This window comes from Campylobacter sp. FU_520 (assembly GCF_025772385.1).
Lineage (GTDB): Bacteria > Campylobacterota > Campylobacteria > Campylobacterales > Campylobacteraceae > Campylobacter_D > Campylobacter_D lari_C.
Genome location: NZ_JAKMRZ010000003.1, coordinates 68265 through 85644, shown reverse-complemented (window position 1 = coordinate 85644; position 17380 = coordinate 68265). Strand labels below are relative to the sequence as shown.

Annotated in this window: 16 protein-coding genes; 11 read left to right on the top strand and 5 right to left on the bottom strand. The window is 31.3% G+C overall.

Annotated features, from left to right (window positions below; translation table 11 throughout):
• Position 1: 1 nt before the first annotated feature.
• The 3 genes from L8W55_RS01940 to L8W55_RS01930 are packed head-to-tail and all read right to left on the bottom strand — an operon-like array spanning position 2 to position 2227.
• Complete coding sequence (locus L8W55_RS01940) at positions 2-448, bottom strand: molybdopterin synthase catalytic subunit (RefSeq protein ID WP_263677070.1); 447 nt, start codon at positions 446-448, stop codon at positions 2-4.
• 3 nt (positions 449-451) lie between these two features.
• Positions 452-673 (bottom strand): molybdopterin synthase, small subunit, encoded by a 222-nt coding sequence (locus L8W55_RS01935; RefSeq protein WP_039617593.1) that lies wholly within the window; start codon positions 671-673, stop codon positions 452-454.
• A 9-nt stretch (positions 674-682) separates the two neighbouring features.
• The gene (locus L8W55_RS01930) at positions 683-2227 is read right to left on the bottom strand and encodes a multicopper oxidase family protein (RefSeq protein WP_263677069.1); all 1545 of its coding nucleotides are present in this window, start codon (positions 2225-2227) and stop codon (positions 683-685) included.
• A 144-nt stretch (positions 2228-2371) separates the two neighbouring features.
• Between L8W55_RS01930 and nspC the strand changes: the two genes are divergently transcribed.
• From nspC to putP, 11 genes are all read left to right on the top strand, one after another.
• Positions 2372-3535 (top strand): carboxynorspermidine decarboxylase, encoded by a 1164-nt coding sequence (gene nspC, locus L8W55_RS01925; RefSeq protein WP_263677068.1) that lies wholly within the window; start codon positions 2372-2374, stop codon positions 3533-3535.
• A 136-nt stretch (positions 3536-3671) separates the two neighbouring features.
• Positions 3672-4601 carry a formate dehydrogenase subunit gamma gene (locus L8W55_RS01920; protein ID WP_039627999.1) on the top strand — a complete coding sequence of 310 codons (930 nt, stop codon included), beginning with the start codon at positions 3672-3674 and terminating at the stop codon, positions 4599-4601.
• 63 nt (positions 4602-4664) lie between these two features.
• Entirely contained in the window at positions 4665-5345 is a 681-nt protein-coding gene (locus tag L8W55_RS01915) for a molecular chaperone (RefSeq protein ID WP_263677067.1), read from the top strand.
• A gap of 175 nt (positions 5346-5520) precedes the next feature.
• Positions 5521-5724, top strand: coding sequence for a twin-arginine translocation signal domain-containing protein (locus L8W55_RS01910; RefSeq protein ID WP_012661099.1), 204 nt, complete (start codon positions 5521-5523; stop codon positions 5722-5724).
• A gap of 16 nt (positions 5725-5740) precedes the next feature.
• The gene (locus L8W55_RS01905; protein ID WP_263677065.1) at positions 5741-8563 is read left to right on the top strand and encodes a formate dehydrogenase subunit alpha; all 2823 of its coding nucleotides are present in this window, start codon (positions 5741-5743) and stop codon (positions 8561-8563) included.
• Positions 8564-8573: 10 nt separating this feature from the next.
• The gene (gene fdh3B / locus L8W55_RS01900) at positions 8574-9143 is read left to right on the top strand and encodes a formate dehydrogenase FDH3 subunit beta (RefSeq protein WP_039617607.1); all 570 of its coding nucleotides are present in this window, start codon (positions 8574-8576) and stop codon (positions 9141-9143) included.
• A gap of 55 nt (positions 9144-9198) precedes the next feature.
• Positions 9199-9927 carry a winged helix-turn-helix domain-containing protein gene (locus tag L8W55_RS01895; RefSeq protein ID WP_263677064.1) on the top strand — a complete coding sequence of 243 codons (729 nt, stop codon included), beginning with the start codon at positions 9199-9201 and terminating at the stop codon, positions 9925-9927.
• Positions 9928-9975: 48 nt separating this feature from the next.
• Positions 9976-10554: a sulfurtransferase-like selenium metabolism protein YedF gene (gene yedF, locus L8W55_RS01890; RefSeq protein WP_263677063.1), complete on the top strand. Its 579-nt coding sequence runs from the start codon at positions 9976-9978 to the stop codon at positions 10552-10554.
• On the top strand, positions 10551-11582 hold the full coding sequence (gene selD, locus L8W55_RS01885; protein ID WP_263677062.1) for a selenide, water dikinase SelD: 1032 nt from the start codon (positions 10551-10553) through the stop codon (positions 11580-11582). Before yedF ends, selD begins: the two co-directional genes overlap by 4 nt.
• A gap of 140 nt (positions 11583-11722) precedes the next feature.
• The gene (locus L8W55_RS01880) at positions 11723-15220 is read left to right on the top strand and encodes a bifunctional proline dehydrogenase/L-glutamate gamma-semialdehyde dehydrogenase (protein WP_263677061.1); all 3498 of its coding nucleotides are present in this window, start codon (positions 11723-11725) and stop codon (positions 15218-15220) included.
• Between the two features lie 14 nt (positions 15221-15234).
• Entirely contained in the window at positions 15235-16716 is a 1482-nt protein-coding gene (putP, locus tag L8W55_RS01875; protein ID WP_263677060.1) for a sodium/proline symporter PutP, read from the top strand.
• A 36-nt stretch (positions 16717-16752) separates the two neighbouring features.
• On the opposite strand, the gene L8W55_RS07935 is transcribed toward putP, so the two are convergent.
• Together L8W55_RS07935 and L8W55_RS01870 are read right to left on the bottom strand one after the other, a co-directional pair.
• The gene (locus L8W55_RS07935; RefSeq protein ID WP_412175260.1) at positions 16753-16875 is read right to left on the bottom strand and encodes a hypothetical protein; all 123 of its coding nucleotides are present in this window, start codon (positions 16873-16875) and stop codon (positions 16753-16755) included.
• A 2-nt stretch (positions 16876-16877) separates the two neighbouring features.
• On the bottom strand, positions 16878-17357 hold the full coding sequence (locus L8W55_RS01870; protein ID WP_263677058.1) for an outer membrane beta-barrel protein: 480 nt from the start codon (positions 17355-17357) through the stop codon (positions 16878-16880).
• Positions 17358-17380: the final 23 nt, after the last annotated feature.

Genomic DNA, 17380 nt, shown 5'->3' with positions numbered 1-17380 from the left:
TTTAGTCCTTAGTGCTTAAAATTCCTGCTCCTTGAAGTTTCAAAGAGCGTTCTTTGGCATAAATTTTTTCGCCATTAATGATATCATACTTCCATATAGGTGCGCTTGCTTTAAAATCTTCTACAAAATCATTAATTAGCTTAAGTCCTAATTTTCTTTGCTTGCTTAAAACCCCAGCAAAATAAGAACTCTCATGCACCTTAACCTCGCCGATAGAGTGAGCAAACATCAAGCTTGCATTTTCATTTGCAAGTTTTTGGCACCACTTTTCAAACCAAGTTTTTAATAAAGGCTCATATATATCAAAACTTAAAGCCTCAATCTCATCTTCAGCCCTCACTATACCGCAAAATGTGATCAAAGCTCCGCAGTTTTTATCTTTAGCATATTTATACCATCTAGCATAAATGCTAGGAATTTCTAAGGCTCCTTGATGTAATTCAAACATAACTCATCCTCCACAAACCGGTGGAAGTAGACAGATTTTATCCCCATCTTTTAAGGTGGTTTCATCATCAAAAACCATTTCATCATTTAAAGCAACTGCACAAAGCTCAAGCCATTCTTTTAAGCTTTCATCTTGCCCTAAAATTGCTTTTAATTCTTTAAGATTGCTTACGTTTAGTTCTAAGCTTTCTTTGTTAATTGGCCCTAGAAATTCGACTTTTACCATTTTTTACCTTTATTCTTTTATTTCTAAAATTCCCATCATTCCAAGATCTTCATGCTCTAAAATATGGCAGTGAAACATTCTAATACCGGTAAATTTTTGACTCATTCTAAGTCTTAATTCTTCTCCAGGTCTTACATTAATCGTATCTTGCAATGCTCTGAATTTTGCTTTTGTTATTTTACCCTTAAATTTAGAAGATATGAGTTCAAATTGTGTTCCGTGTATATGGAAAGGATGATCCATATGTGATTTGTTTTTTACTACCCATTCTTCTACTTCATTTAATTTTGAGGTTAAATCCGTTCTATTCATATCAAATGTTTTACCATTGATTAAAAACATAGAGGCAAGGCTTTTTTTGATTTCTTCTTCACTTTTTTTACTAATACCATGCATTTGCATATGATCTTCACTCATAATCACTTCTTTAAAGCTTGTAGCTTCTTTTAAAGGTGGAAATTCGCGTAATTTCTCCGGTATGTTTTCTATAGTTTTTTCTACTTTAAGATCAGCTAACATAAGAGTGTAAGGTTCTTCTTTAACAAGCATTTTATCGCGGTCATAATAAGTACTTTCAAGTTTAAAATCACCTTTATTTGCTTTGATTAATACTTCTACTCTTGAAGCAGGACTTAAAAATAACTCATCTAATTCAACACCTTTTTCTATAAGCCCTCCATCAGTTCCTACTAAAATAAATTTAGCGCCTTTAATGCGTAAATTTAAATATCTTGCCGCACAAAAATTATAAATACGAATTCTTTGAGCTTTGTCAAGCGTTATTTTTGGCTTTAATTGTCCATTGATAAGAATTAAATTTCCTTCTCTACCATTTAGCCAATCAAATAAATTATTATCAGGAATTTGTGCATTTTCATCTAAACGCAAATCACTAATCACCCAATCTTGTTCTTGTAAATGCGACAACGCATCTTTTTTAGCTTTTACTACAAATACCCCTGCTAAGCCTTTATAAACTTGCTTTGCTGTGGTGTAGTGTGGGTGCGGATGATACCAGTAAGTTCCTGCTGAATTTTCTCCAAGTTTAAAGCGATAAATTCTTTCTCTACCAGGCATGATAGGATCGTGTGGGTTGCCATCTTGCTCAGGTGGTATGTCAAGTCCATGCCAGTGGATTGTAGTTGGCTCTTTTAAACTATTTTTTACTAAAATTTCAACTGTATCACCTTCATAAACTTCTATTTTAGGTCCAGGTATAGAGCCATTGTAAGTAAAACATTTTGTTTTTTTACCTTTAACAAGTTCTATTTGACTTTCTTTGATTTCTATACTTGATCTAAAGAAATTTTTCTTTGTACTTGTGTTTTTTAGAAGTTTTAAATTTGCTAATGTTCCTCCGCTAGGAAAGTTTTTTTCATCGAGTAGTTTAATGTTTGGATTTTCTAGTTTGATAAAAGAAGTATCGATTTCTTTTACTTCTTTTTGTGTATGTTTTGAGTGCATATTGTGATGAGAATGATCTCCCATTGCATAAGCACTGCTAATACTTACTAAACCTAAAGCATTAAATTTTAAAAATAACCTTCTGTCCATTAAATTTTTACTCCTAAATTAATTTTGATTTGGATTTTGATTATAACTATTATTTGATTAATGATTGTAAATTATAAAAACAAGATATAATTTTAATATGATTTGTTATACAAGTGGTTTTAAATCAAAAATTAAGGATAAATAATGCTAATTAAAAATCATCTAGATAAAGACTTTCAAACTCCTGCTTATATTTTAGAAGAAGATAAACTTAGAAAAAATTGTGAGCTTTTGGCTAAAGTGAGCGAGCAAAGTGGAGCAAAAGTTTTACTTGCTCTAAAGGGTTTTGCTTTTTCAGGTGCTATGGATATAGTGGGTGAGTATCTATCAGGCTGTACTTGCAGTGGGCTTTGGGAAGCTAAATTTGCAAAAGAATATATGAACAAAGAAATTCATACTTTTTCACCTGCTTTTAAAGAAGATGAAATAGATGAAATCATAGATCTTTCACATCATATAGTATTTAACTCTTTTAATCAGTTTAAAAAATTTAAAGACAAAGCAAGTAAAAAGTCTCTTGGTTTGCGTTGTAATCCAGAGCTTTCAGTGGCTCCAAAAGAACTTTATAATCCTTGTGGTAGATTTTCAAGATTAGGAATTCGTGCGATTGATTTTGAAAATGAAGATTTAAGTGCCTTAAGTGGGCTTCATTTTCATGCTTTATGTGAAGAAAGTGCGCATTCTTTAGAGCTTGTATTAAATGCTTTTGAAGCTAAATTTTCAAAATTTATTAAAAATATGAAATGGGTTAATTTTGGCGGGGGTCATCACATTACAAAAGAAGGCTATGACACGCAAAAACTAATTGATCTTTGTAAAAAATTTAGCGATAAATATGGAGTGCAAGTGTATCTTGAGCCAGGTGAGGCTGTGGGTTGGCAGTGTGGAACTTTAGTTGCAAGTGTGATAGATATAGTAGAAAATGAGAAAAAAATAGCTATTTTAGATACTTCAAGCGAAGCTCATATGCCAGATACTATCATCATGCCTTATACAAGCGAGGTTTTAAATGCTAGAATTTTATCAAGTCGTGATGGGGAAAAATATAGCGAGTTAAAAGAAAATGAATTTGCTTATTTACTTGGTGGCAATACTTGCCTAGCAGGGGATATCATGGGTGAGTATGCTTTTAATCAAGAGTTAAAAATAGGACAAAAAATAGTATTTTTAGATCAAATTCATTATTCTATAGTTAAAAACACCACTTTTAACGGAGTAAGACTTCCAAATTTAATGTTCTTTGATAAGAATGAAAATTTATCTATGATAAGAGAGTTTTGTTATGAAAATTATTCAAAAAGAAACTAAAAATTGAGTTTTTTTGTAGTTTTTTGCAAATTTATGTTTTTTAAATAAAACTTTTTTTAAAATAAAAATGGAAACTGAAAATTAACAAAACTACAACGCTAAGCTTTAGCTAGCGTGTAATGTTTAGGAGTAATTTATGCATAGAGTTATACTAGCTCTTTTAGCCTGTTTTAACTTTCTATTTGCTCAAGAAAATTTTGAAGTTAAAAATACTCAAATTTGGGATGTGCAAAGAGTGATGAATATAGAAAGTTATCAAAATTTTGGTGCTTTGTGGACTAAACTGCAAGGTGAGTATATTGCAAGTGCTGTTTTGATTATACTTATAGTAGTTATTTCAGCTTTTGCTTTGCATTATATGGTCATAGGTCCAAAGAAATTTTCTCATGATGGTAAGAAAATTTACGCTTTTTCAGTATTTGAAAGATTGTTTCATTTTGTAGCAGCAATTTCTTGGATTATCCTTGTACCAACCGGACTTATTATGATTTTTGGATCGTATTTTGGCGGTGGATTTTTTGTAAGAATGTGTAAAAACTTACATGGCATTGCTACTATTTTATTTATCATTTCTATCATTCCTATGCTTTTGTGTTGGATTAAAAGAATGCTTCCTGCAAGTTATGATTTAAGATGGATGATGATAGTAGGTGGATATTTAAGTAAAGAGAAAAAACCTGTGCCTGCGGGTAAGTTTAATTTTGGTCAAAAATCTTGGTATTATATAGCTGTTTTTGGTGGATTTTTGATGATAATCACCGGAGCGTTTATGTTTTTCCTTGATTTTAATTCTACTTCTTTACAGTCTATTTTTGGAATTTCTCATATAGATATTTTAAGAGCTTCAGCTATCATCCATAATATTTTGGGTATTTTATGTGCAGTATTTTTTGCTATTCATATTTATATGGCTGTATTTGCTATTAAAGGAAGTATCCACTCTATGATTAGTGGTTATAAGGAAGAAGAGGAAGTTTATATTTTACACTCTTATTGGTATAAAGAATTAAGCGATAAAAAACAAATCAATCCATCATTTACTTACGATTCTAAAACAAAATTTTAAAATCTCACTTGATTTTTTTAAATTTTCCTTGTTATAATCAAATAAAAATAACAAGGAAAATTAATGATACAAGATATTGATCTTTCGCGCAAATATTTTTATGAATTTTTTTCTAAAGCTTTTAATTTTATCGATGAAAAAGAGTTTAAAATTTGGCATGAGCAAGTTTTAGTTTTAGCTCAAAGCCCTTTAGATGATAGTTTAAAACCTGATTTTGAAAAACTTAGTGCATGTGATTTTGCAAGTTTTAAAGAAGAACAAAATGCGGTATTTTTTGATTTTTCTTATGTGAATGTACCTATTAGTGCTTCTTTTTACGATGAGGGTAGAGATGATGGTAAAATGAAGCTTCAAGCTTGTGAAATCATTAGAAAAACCAAATTTAGAAAAAAAGAAGATTGCAGACAAAGTGAAGATGAATTTGGCTTTTTATTTGCTTTTATGGCAAGTATTATTGAGCATGATTTAAAAGTTGCACAGCAATTATTTCGTTTTGTGATAAACCCTGTGATAGATGAGTTTATAGAAAAATTACAAATCCACAAAAATTCAAATTTTTACATTGCTATTGCTAATATTATGAAAGTCTTTTTTGCAAACGAAAGGGCTTATTTAGAAGTACAAGCGCCTGTAAAAAAAGAAGGCAAAAGCGTAGCAGATGAGGCCTTGCAAAGACTTCCTTACGAACCAAGACTTCCTACTAAATTTAGTAAAACAAATATAGAAGAACTTAGCAAATTATAAAAATTAATATGTATTTTGTTACCAAAATACATATTATCAAAATCATCTTTTTATGAAAATAGAAATTAAATAAAATCTTAAGTGAAAATATGCAAAATTTACTCTGTTAAGTGCGTAAATACTTTAAAAATAAGTATTTATAGTTATTCTTTACTTTTATTTCAAAGGAGAGAACATGGAGGCCAATCAAAGAAGGGATTTTTTAAAAAAATCTTTGAAAATTGGTGCTTTAGGGGTGGTAGCTGGAGCAAGTGTAAATGCTTTAGCTAAAGATGATTACCAAGAGCAAAATACTGTAGTTTTAGGAAAAAGCACTAAAAAAGAGGTGCTTTATAAAAAAACTATGCATTGGGAAAAATATTACAAAATAGCTTACTAATTAAGAAAGGAAGAAGATGGCATTAGCAAGAAGAAATTTTCTTAAGCTTGCTGGTATTGCTGGTCTTGGAAGTGCGGCTTTTGGTAGTGAAAATAAAGCCATTAGAGCTGCAAGTGAACAAGAAGTAGCAAATCCTTATCCAGATTCTAAGATTGTTAGAACAATCTGTAGTATCTGTAGTGCAGGCTGTGGAATTAAAGCAGAAGTACAAGATGGAGTTTGGGTGCGTCAAGAAAACGCTATAGAACATCCTATTTCTCAAGGATCACACTGCTGTAAAGGGATAGATCAAATCGATCTTACTAAATCAAAACAGCGTATTAAATATCCTATGAAAAAAGAAAACGGCAAATGGGTGCGTTTAACTTGGGAGCAAGCTATCAATGAAATTGGTGATAAAATGCTTGAAATCCGTAAAGAAAATGGACCTGATAGCGTTATGTTCTTAGGTTCGGCTAAATTTAATAACCAACAAGCTTATTATTTTAGAAAATTTGCAGCATTTTGGGGTACCAATAATATAGACCACGTTGCTAGAATTTGACACAGCGCAACAGTCGCCGGTGTGGCGAATACATGGGGTTATGGCGCTATGACAAATCATTTTGGTGATGTGACTAAACATTCAAAAATGATGATTATTTTTGGTGCAAATACTGCTGTGGCAAATCCTATCGGATTTAAACACTTATTGCAAGCAAAAGATCGTAATAATGCTAAATTAGTAGTTGTAGATCCTGTATTTACAAAAACTGCAGTGCATGCTGATGAATATGTGAGAATTCGTCCAGGTACAGATATAGCTTTAGTTTATGGTATGCTTCATTTGATCTTCAAAAACGGTTGGGAAGATAAAGAATTAATCAAAACTAGAACTTATGGGGTTGAAGAAATAAAAGCAGAGGCTGCTAAATGGACTCCTGAAGTTGTAGAAGATGTAACAGGTGTTCCGGCTGCTCAACTTGAAAAAATCACAAGAATGCTAGCTACAATCAAACCTGCTACGCTATTTTGGGCTTTAGGTATTACTCAACACTCAGTAGGTAGCTCTAATACAAGAATCCTAGCTATCTTGCAACTCGTTCTTGGTAATATAGGCAAACCAGGTGCAGGAACAAACATCATCAGAGGTCATGATAATGTTCAAGGTGCTACTGATATGGGTTGTTTGGCTGATACTTTACCAGCTTATTATGGACTTGATGATAATGCTTGGAATCATTTTTCTAATGTATGGAATGTTGAGAGAGAGTATTTAAATTTAAGATTTTATTCTAAAGAATGGATGCATGAAAAAGGCTTTTCACTAGCAAAATGGTGGCAAGGTGTTTTACATGAAGAAAAAACTTATTCAAACTCACCTATCCGTGTACTTTGGGTGCAAGGAACGGGTATTACTTCTATGGCACATACGGTAAAAATTCAAGAAGCACTTAAAAAACTTGATATGATCGTAATTGCTGAGCCTTTTGTAAATGAAGTAGCAGTTTTAGCAGATCGTCCAGATGGTATTTATATTATTCCTGCTTCAACCCAATTTGAAACAGAAGGTTATGTAACAGCGACTAACCGTGCTATGCAATGGCGTTCTCAAGTAGTAAAACCAATTTATGAAAGTAAAGAAGACCAAGAGATTATGTTTGCTTTTGCTAAAAAATTTGGTTTTTATAAAGAATACACTCGTGGTATGAAAATGGAATTAAAAGATCATAAACTTGTACAAACAAGAGATGATAATGATGATAATTTCATATGGCCTGATGATGCCACAAGAGAAATGAGTAATGGTCTTTTAAGTATAGGCTTAAGAGGTATTTCAGCTGAGCGCCTAAGAAAACACCAGCAAAATTGGGAACATTTTGATCCTGATACTCAAAGAGGTATTGGTGGTGAAGTTAAAGGCGAATATTATGGTTTACCTTGGCCTTGTTGGGATAAACAACACCCTGGTACTTCTATCATGTGGAACACAGATATTCCTTATGAAGAAGGTGGTATGGGCTTTAGAAATCGCTTTGGTTTAGAGCATGATGGGCATTCTCAATTAGCAGATGAAACTTTTACTCCAAAAGGATGTAAAGTTAAAGGTGGCTACCCACAAATTACTAAAGAAAATATCGAAAAAGTATTTAATATCAAACTAAGCGATAAAGAAAAAGAATTAATGGGTGCTAGCTGGAGCACAGATATTTCAGGTATAATCTTAGAAAAATGTAGAGAAAAAAGTGCTTGTTGTTTAGGTAATGCAAGAGCGAGAATGAAAGTTTGGGAATTTGCTGATCCTATTCCGTTGCATAGAGAGCCTATTCACTCGCCTCGTTGGGATTTGGTTAAAAAATATCCTACTTGGGGTGATCAAGAGAAAAACTTTAGGGTTGAGAGTAAATTTATTAGCGAGCAACAAAAAACAGATTGGAGTAAAGAGTTTCCAACTATTATTTCAAGTATGCGCTTAGTAAATTTAAGCGGTGCGGGTATGCTTGAGAGAACTAGTAAATATCTTGCTGCAATCACACCTGAGATGTTTGCTAATGTGCACCCTGAACTTGCTTTAAAATATGGTATAAATGATGGTGATATGATGTGGATTCATTCACCACAAGGCACTAAGATTAAAGTAAAATGTGTGCATAATCATTCAGTTACGCCAGATAGAATTTGCTTGCCTTATAATTTTGCAGGTATTATGCAAGGTGTGGATTTAAGTTATAATTATCCTGAAGGTACTAAACCTTATACTATAGGGGAAAGTTCTAACACGGTTACTAACTATGGTTTTGATATAAATACGCAAATTTCTGAGTTTAATGCAGGACTTTGCAGACTTGAAAAGGCTTAAGGGGTAAGTTATGGCTAGAATGAAATTTTATGTAGATAATAATCGCTGTATTTCTTGCTTTGCTTGTCAAGTAGCTTGTTCAAGTGCGCACGAAGTGCCAGTAGGAATTAATAGAAGAAAAGTAATCACTTTAAATGAAGGTATAGAAGGCAAAGAGTTTTCAACAACTCTTGCTTGCCAACACTGTACAGATGCTCCGTGTGAGCAAGTTTGTCCTGTAAAATGCTTTTATATTAGAGCTGATGGTATTGTTTTACATGATAAAAAAACTTGTATAGGTTGTGGGTATTGTCTTTATGCATGTCCTTTTGGTGCTCCACAATTTCCAAGAGATGGTGCTTTTGGTATTAAGGGTGAAATGGACAAATGTACTATGTGTGCAGGTGGTCCTGAGCCTACTAACTCTCATGAAGAAAGAGAGCTTTATGGACAAAATCGTATCGCAGAAGGTAAAGTGCCTATGTGTGCTGCGGTTTGTTCTACAAATGCACTTTTGGTTGGTGATGCAGCTGAAGTTAGTGCAATGTATAGAAAAAGAGTTTTACTCAAGGGTCAAAATTTAGGACTTGATGTAAAATAATTCAAAGGGTGTTTACAAGCACCCTTTTTTACTACTTATAATCCAAGGTTAATTCATGGAAGAGCTAATTTTACAAATTCAAAAAAATCTTGATGAAAATAATAAACTTACTTGTAAAAAAGCACTAGAACTTTTAAAACAATATTCTAAAGAAGATTTTCAAACTGCTATAAAAGAATTAGGTGTAAAAATTTCAGATTGTGAGTTAGGTCAATTTGGCAAGTTAAACAAAAATATAGCAAAAAGTGAAATTTTAGAAAAATTGGAAGCAAAATTAGATTCTAAGCGTCGCATATCATGTAAAGATGCTTTAGAATGTGCAAAAAACTTTAATATGGCTGATATGAGAGCTACACTTAAAACTTATAAAATTGATGTTAAATACTGTGAACTTGGTTGTTTTGAAGAAAAAAAGGGTAAAAAATTTCATGTAAAAAGTAAAATTTGGGTAGAAAATCCTGAAGGAGAATTGCTTTTTGGTAAAGGTAAAACAGATATTTTAGAATTAGTAGGAGAATGTGGAAGTATTTCCCAAGCGGCTAAAAAACTAGGGATTAATTATAAAAAAGCATGGCTTTATATACAAGATTTAGAAAAAAATATGAAAGAAGAATTGCTCATTGCTAAAAAAGGAAGAGGAAGTGAAGCTGGTAGCAAACTTACTCCAAGAGCTTATGAATTAATTCAAAATTTTAAAATTTTACAACAAGATGTAGAAGAATATACCAATAAACGCTTTAAAGAATTATTTTTTAAGAAAAATCAAGAAAAAAACAAAACTTAATTTGAATACAAGTTATAACAATATATCATTAAATAAAAAAGGTAAAAAATGAAAATTGATTGTAGAGATTTAGCTTGTCCACGTCCTGTGATAGAAACAAAAAAAGCCTTAGAAGAGTTAAAAGAAAATGAAAATTTAGAAATTCTTTTAAATTCTCAAGCTTCTAAAGAAAATGTAATGAGATTTTTAAAATCTTTAAATTTGGAATTTAGCGTTAAAGATTTAGATGATGAGAGTATTATTAGCATTATAAAAGATGGCAATATAGCTCAAACTCAAGAAAAAAATTTACAAGAATACAATGTGTTATTTTTAAAACGCGATAGAGTGGGCGAGGGAGAACTTGGAAAAAATTTAATGCTAGGTTTTTTAAAAACTCTAAAAGATTTACCTAATAAACCTGTAAAAATCCTTTGTGTTAATGATAGTGTTTTGATGAATACTGATTGCTCTCATATTGCTTTTGAGGCTATGAAAGAACTTGAAAATTTAGGAGTTGAAATTTATAGTTGCGGGGCATGTTTGGAATTTTTTGGCAAAAGCAAAGAACTTAAAATAGGTAAAATAGGCAATGCTTATGAAATTTTAAATGAACTTTTTGGAAAGGCAAAGATTATTTCTTTATGATATATAAAGATCAAAAACTAACCCAATATGTAAAAGCTGCGGGTTGAGCTGCCAAATTAGACTCGGTGGGTCTTGACAAAATTCTTGGCATTTTAAAACCGCATGAAAACATTTTAAGTGGTATTAATAATAATGAAGATGCAAGTGTTTATAAGCTAAATGAAGATTTAGCTTTGGTGCAAACTCTTGATTTTATTACACCCGTGGTTGATAGTGCGTATCATTTTGGCGCTATAGCTGCTGCAAATGCTTTAAGTGATGTATTTGCTATGGGTGCTGAGGTGATCAATGCTTTAAATATTGTAGGTTTTGATACTTGTCATTTTAATAATGAAATTTTACTTGAAGTGTTAGAAGGTGCTAGAGTTAAGGTTGAAGAAGCTGGTGCTGTGCTAGTAGGTGGGCATACTATAGAAAATGATGAATTTATTTTTGGGCTTAGTGTAACAGGCGTAGTTCATCCTAAGAAATTTATAGCTAATAATAGCGCAAAAGATGGTGATGTGATTTTACTTACTAAGCCTATAGGTAGTGGTATTATTAGTACTGCTATCAAGGCTGGTTTGCTAGAAAAAGCAAAGATTTTAAAAGCAGTAGAACAAATGAGTTTTTTAAATCTTTATGCAAGTCGTATTTTAAAGAGATTTAAAAGTCTTAGTGCTTTAAGTGATGTGACAGGTTTTGGCCTTTTGGGACATTTAAAAGAAATGTTAAATAAAGAGCTTATGATAGAAGTATATAAAAATGAAATTCCTTTAATGGATGGAGTTTTGTCAATGGCTAATATAGGGATTATCCCAGCAGGAGCTTATAAAAATAAAGATAGTTTAAAAATTTGGGTTGATAATTTAAATGAAAAAGATGAAGATATAGTGTATTTTGATCCTCAAACTTCAGGTGGACTTTTAGCTAGTATGAGTGAAAATGAAGCAGTTGAAGCTTTAAAAATTTTGAAAGATCATAATATTGAAGCAAAGATTATTGCTAGATGTGTAAGAAATACTCATAATTATTTATTATTGTGCTAATATTTTATTTATAATTAAAAATATATGTTTATATTTGTTACTTTTTTACATAAAAAAATAAATTACAAATAAATATATGTTGATTTTCGTTGCAATTTTTGTATCATAAATACATATTAACTATTAAAGTGGAGGAAAAAATGATACAAAAAGCTTTGCAATTAGCTGAAGAATTACAAAGAAAGATAGAAAGTAATATCTCTCAAAGCGAAAAAGAATTTCATGCCAAAATGCAAAAACTTTTAAATAATCCTAAAAATAAAGTAATGTTAATTGAGCTTTTAGATCGCTCTTTTAGATGTAAAGATAAAAGTGCGAGTTTTGAGCTTATAGAGTATACTTTAAACAAATATGGTATAGCTGATTTTTTTAGTGCTTTTGAAAAATTTTTACTTTTTTCATTTTTAAATTTTGGAAAATTTGCACCAACTCTTAGTGTGCCATTTTTCATTAAGCATTTAAGAGAAGATACAAAAGCTATGGTTTTAGATGCAAATCCTAGTGTTTTAGAGCCTCATATGCGCAAAAGAAAAGATGAAGATAAAATCACTTTAAATGTAAATTTAATCGGCGAAGAGGTCTTGGGCGAGGCTGAAAGTGCTTATAGGATGAAAAAATACGAAGAAGCATTAAAAACAAGCTATATTACTTATATTTCTATTAAAATTACTACCATTTTTTCCCAAATCAATATTATTGATTTTGAATACTCTAAAGATGAGGTGGTAAAAAGATTGGATAAATTATATGCTCTTGCTTTAGAGGAAGAAAAAAAGCAAGGTGTGTCTAAATTTATCAATCTTGACATGGAAGAATTTAGAGATTTAGAATTAACCGTTGAAGCTTTTATGGAAAGTGTTGCAAAATATGATATTAAAGCAGGTATTGTTTTGCAAGCTTATTTACCTGATTCTTATGAGTATTTGAAAAAACTTTTTGCTTTTTCAAAAGAAAGAGTTTTAAAAGGTATGAAGCCTATAAAAATTCGCTTTGTTAAAGGAGCGAATATGGAAAGTGAAGAAACTATAGCCTCACAAAGAGGTTGGGCTCTACCTACTTTTTATAAAAAAATTGACACCGATAGCAATTATAAAAAAATGCTTGATTTTGTCTTAGAGGGAGATAATCATAAATATATTAATGTAGGTATTGCAAGTCATAATTTATTTGAAATTGCTTATGCTTATACTAGAATTTCACAAGCTGGAGCTTTATCATCTTTTACTTTTGAAATGCTTGAGGGTATGAGTTTGCAATGCTCTTATGAGCTTTCTAAAATGCATGATCTTATACTTTATGCACCAGTTTGCGATGAAGCACATTTTAACAATGCTATTGCATACTTAGTAAGAAGACTTGATGAAAATACTAGTGAAGATAATTTCATGAGATATTTTTTCAATCTTAAAATCAATGATAAAAATTGGCAGATGCAAAAAGAATTGTTTATAAAATCCTTAGAAGGCGTTGCTAGTTTGGATAATTCTACTCATAGAACCCAGGATAGAAATAATGAAACAAAGGCTATTAGTTCTTATGAGAGTAAAGAATTTAAAAACGAACCTGATACAGATTTTATCTTAAAAGCAAATAGAGAATGGGCTAAGGGTGTAAGAGCTAAATATGAAAATTTAGAAAATTATGATGTCTATCCGGTTGCAAAAGAAGAAATTAAAAATGAAAATTTACAAGTAGTAGAAGTTAAAGATAAAATCAAAAATCGTACTATAGGTAAAGCACATTTAGCAGGTCAAAAAGAGATTAAATACGCTTTAGATGTAGCTAAGAGCTCGAATTTTAGCGATTTAAGTCATGATGAAATTTATAAAATTTTAGCAAAAACTGCTCAACTTGTTAGAGATCGTAGAGGAGATTTAATAGGTATAGCAGCTTTAGAGGTAGGAAAAACTTTCTTAGAAATTGATCCTGAAGTTAGTGAGGCTATAGACTTTTTAGAATTTTACCCACATTCTTTGGAAAAACTAAAAGAGCAAAATCCAAATACAACTTTTAAGGCAAAAGGCATAGGCGTAGTGATTGCGCCATGGAATTTCCCAGTAGGTATTTCAGTAGGAACCATAGCAGCACCTTTGGCTGCAGGTAATAAAGTAATATATAAGCCATCATCTTTATCCATGCTAACAGGCTATATGCTTTGTAAATGTTTTTGGGATGCAGGAATTCCAAAAGATGCTTTGATTTTCTTACCTGCTAAAGGTAGTGATATATCAAAATACTTGCTTGTTGATCAAAGCGTGAAATTTTCAGTATTAACTGGTGGGGAAGAAACTGCTTATGCAATGCTCAAAGCTAATCCAACCTTACTTTTAAGCGCTGAAACAGGCGGTAAAAATGCAACTATTGTTTCTAAATTTGCTGATCGTGATAGTGCGATTAAAAATATCATTCATTCGGCATTTTCAAATTCAGGTCAAAAATGCTCTGCTACTTCTTTACTAGTTTTAGAAGAAGAAGTTTATAATGATGAAGAGTTCAAAAAGACTTTGGTAGATGCTGCTAGTTCCATGGCGGTTGGAAATCCATTTGTATTTAAAAATAAACTTGGAGCTTTAGCAGATAAACCAGATGTAAAACTGCAAAAAGCATTAGATGAGTTAGCTCCATATGAAAGTTGGGCTTTAAAACCTAAATTTGTAGATGATAATCCTTATCTTCTAACTCCAGGGATTAAATATGGTACTAAAAAAGGTGATTTTACACACATGAATGAGCTTTTTGCACCAATCTTAACTGTAATGAAAGCAAAAGATTTAAAAGAAGCTATTGATATAGTAAATTCTACAGGTTATGGACTTACAGCAGGATTTGAAAGTTTAGATGAAAGAGAATGGGAATACTTCCATACTCACATAGAGGCAGGAAATATTTATATTAATAAACCAACAACAGGAGCTATAGTTCTTAGACAACCTTTTGGTGGTATTAAAAAATCAGCCATTGGCTTTGGTAGAAAGGTAGGAATTTATAATTACATTACCCAATTTTTAGATATAGAGCAAAGTCAAGCTGATCAAAATGTCTTAGATAATGAATTAGTATCAAATTTAAATGCTTTAAGCTTAGATTTAAATGAAAAAGATAAAGCCGATTTTGAAGTCATTAAAGCTATGGTAAGAAGCTATGCTTATCATGCAAAACATGAATTTGCAAGTGTGAAAGATTATGTCAATATAAGAGGCGAGGATAATCTTTTTTCTTATACAAAGGTTAAAAATATCGCTTATAGAGTGCATAAAGATGATAGCTTAAAAGATATTTTAGGAGTTATTTTAGCAGCTAGTGTGCTAAATATTGATCTTATTTTAAGTTATGATGAGCATGAAAAAATAGATCTTGTACAAAAGATTAATCAAAAAATTAGTTCAAAAACTTTATTCCTTAAAGAAAGTAAAGAAAATTTCATTAGCAAAATAGCTGATTATGAAAGAATTCGTTATTTTGCTCCATTAGATGTTAATGATGAAATTTTCATAAAGGCAGCAAGTTGCGCAAAAATCATTGCTAATGCTAAGCCTTTAATGAATGGACGTTTTGAGTTGCTTTTATATCATAATGAAAAAGCTTTAAGTATATCTTTCCATCGTTATGGAAATTTAGGCATTCGTGCTTTAAAATAAAAAAAGGAGAATAAATGGAGGTTGTACACATTAATACTCAAATTGCGATAATGTTTGTCGCATATTCAGCATTAATGCTTTTTATCGGATTTTATTTTTATAAACAAAATAAAAATTCAGAAGACTATTTTTTAGGTGGTCGTTCTATGGGGCCGGTGGTTTCAGCACTTAGTGCTGGAGCTTCTGATATGAGCGGTTGGCTTTTAATGGGCTTGCCAGGAGCTTTATATGTAAGTGGTTTAGCTGAAAGTTATATTGCAATAGGTCTTAGTATAGGAGCGTTTTTAAACTGGGCTTTTATAGCAAAAAGACTTAGAATTTATACTAGTGTGATTGCAAATTCTATTACCATACCTGATTATTTTGAGACAAGGTTTGATGATGATAAGCATATATTAAGAGTGGTTTGTGCTATTGTTATCTTGATTTTCTTTACTTTTTATGTTTCTTCAGGACTTGTAGGTGGAGCAAAACTTTTTGAAGCAACTTTTGGAATTCAATATGATTATGCTTTAACTACAGGAACTGTGATTATAGTTGCTTATACATTTTTGGGTGGATATAAGGCAGTTTGTTGGACGGATTTGATTCAGGGTTTATTAATGATGAGTGCCTTGATTATCGTGCCTATAGTGATGATTTATCATTTGGGTGGCTTTAGTGAAGCTGTTAATATAGTCAAAGAAATTAAGCCAAATACTTTTTCTATGGGAGAAGGATTAAGCTTTTTAGGTATAGTTTCAGCTCTTTCTTGGGGGCTTGGGTATTTTGGTCAACCACATATTTTGGTACGTTTTATGTCTATACGCTCAACTAAAGACATCCCAACTGCTACTTTTGTAGGAATTTCTTGGATGGTTATATCTTTAATTGGTGCTTGTTTGATAGGTGTTTTAGGTATAGCTTATGTGAGTAAATTTGAACTTAGTTTACAAGATCCTGAAAAGATTTTTATCGTAATGTCACAATTACTTTTTAATCCTTGGATAGCAGGTATTTTATTAAGTGCTATTTTAGCAGCTATTATGAGTACAGCAAGTTCACAATTGCTTGTTTCAAGTTCGACTATAGCAGAAGATTTTTATAAAAGAATTTTCAATAAAGAAGCATCTAATAAAATGGTAATGACTTTAGGTAGATTTGGTGTTTTAGCAGTGGCCGTGATAGCTTTTGTTATTTCTACTGATAAAAACTCAAGCGTATTAAGCATAGTAGCTTATGCTTGGGCAGGGTTTGGAGCAAGTTTTGGTTCTGTAATGCTCTTTTCATTATTTTGGTCAAAAATGACTAGATATGCTGCTATTGCAGGTATGATTACAGGTGCAGTTGTAGTTGTAGCATATAAAAATTTCTTGGCTGAGTGGCTTAATTTTCCTATTTATGAAATCATCCCAGGATTTTTAGCTGCATCTGTTGTGATTGTTTTAGTGAGTTTAGTAACTAAAGTGCGCCCAGGAACTAAAGCAGCTTATGAAACAATGTTAAAACATCTTTAAAGTTTTTTTGTGGGTAATTCTTTGTAAGAATTACCTTTAAAAACTATAGATATATTTTAATTGTGTGCTATATATTCTTTGAGTTTTTGTGCTTGTGTGAAAAATATTTTCTTTGCAATCTGAAATAGAACTTCTTATAAAAGGAATTTTAGCACCCAATTCTATACTATGATGATTGTAAAATTTGCTCTTGTACCAAAATTAATTCCACTAATGAATCCTTTTTTCTCTATATTTGTAGAATTTACAAAATCCCAATCAGTATAACCTGCAAATAAACCACCATAAACACCTATATTTGTTTCATTTGAGGTAAAATTATATAAAGTATCTAAATTAATCGTATATTCATTCCAACCTGCTTCTTTAGCTTGAGTTACCACTCCATAGTCTATTGAACTTGCTTCGTGATTAAAATAAATTCTAGCGCCAAGTTGAGGGGTGTAGAAATATTTATATCCCACAATTAGATTAAAAACAATATCTTGTGAGTTATCTTTATATTTTTCTCCGATAATGCTTGTTGTATCTTTGTTTCCTGTGCTAGAAATTCCTCCACCTATGAAAAAACCGTTATTTTCTGCATTTAAAAGAGTGGTAAATAAAAGTAAAAAGAAAATACTCTTTTTTATGATTTTCATGTATTCTCCTTTATATGTTTAAA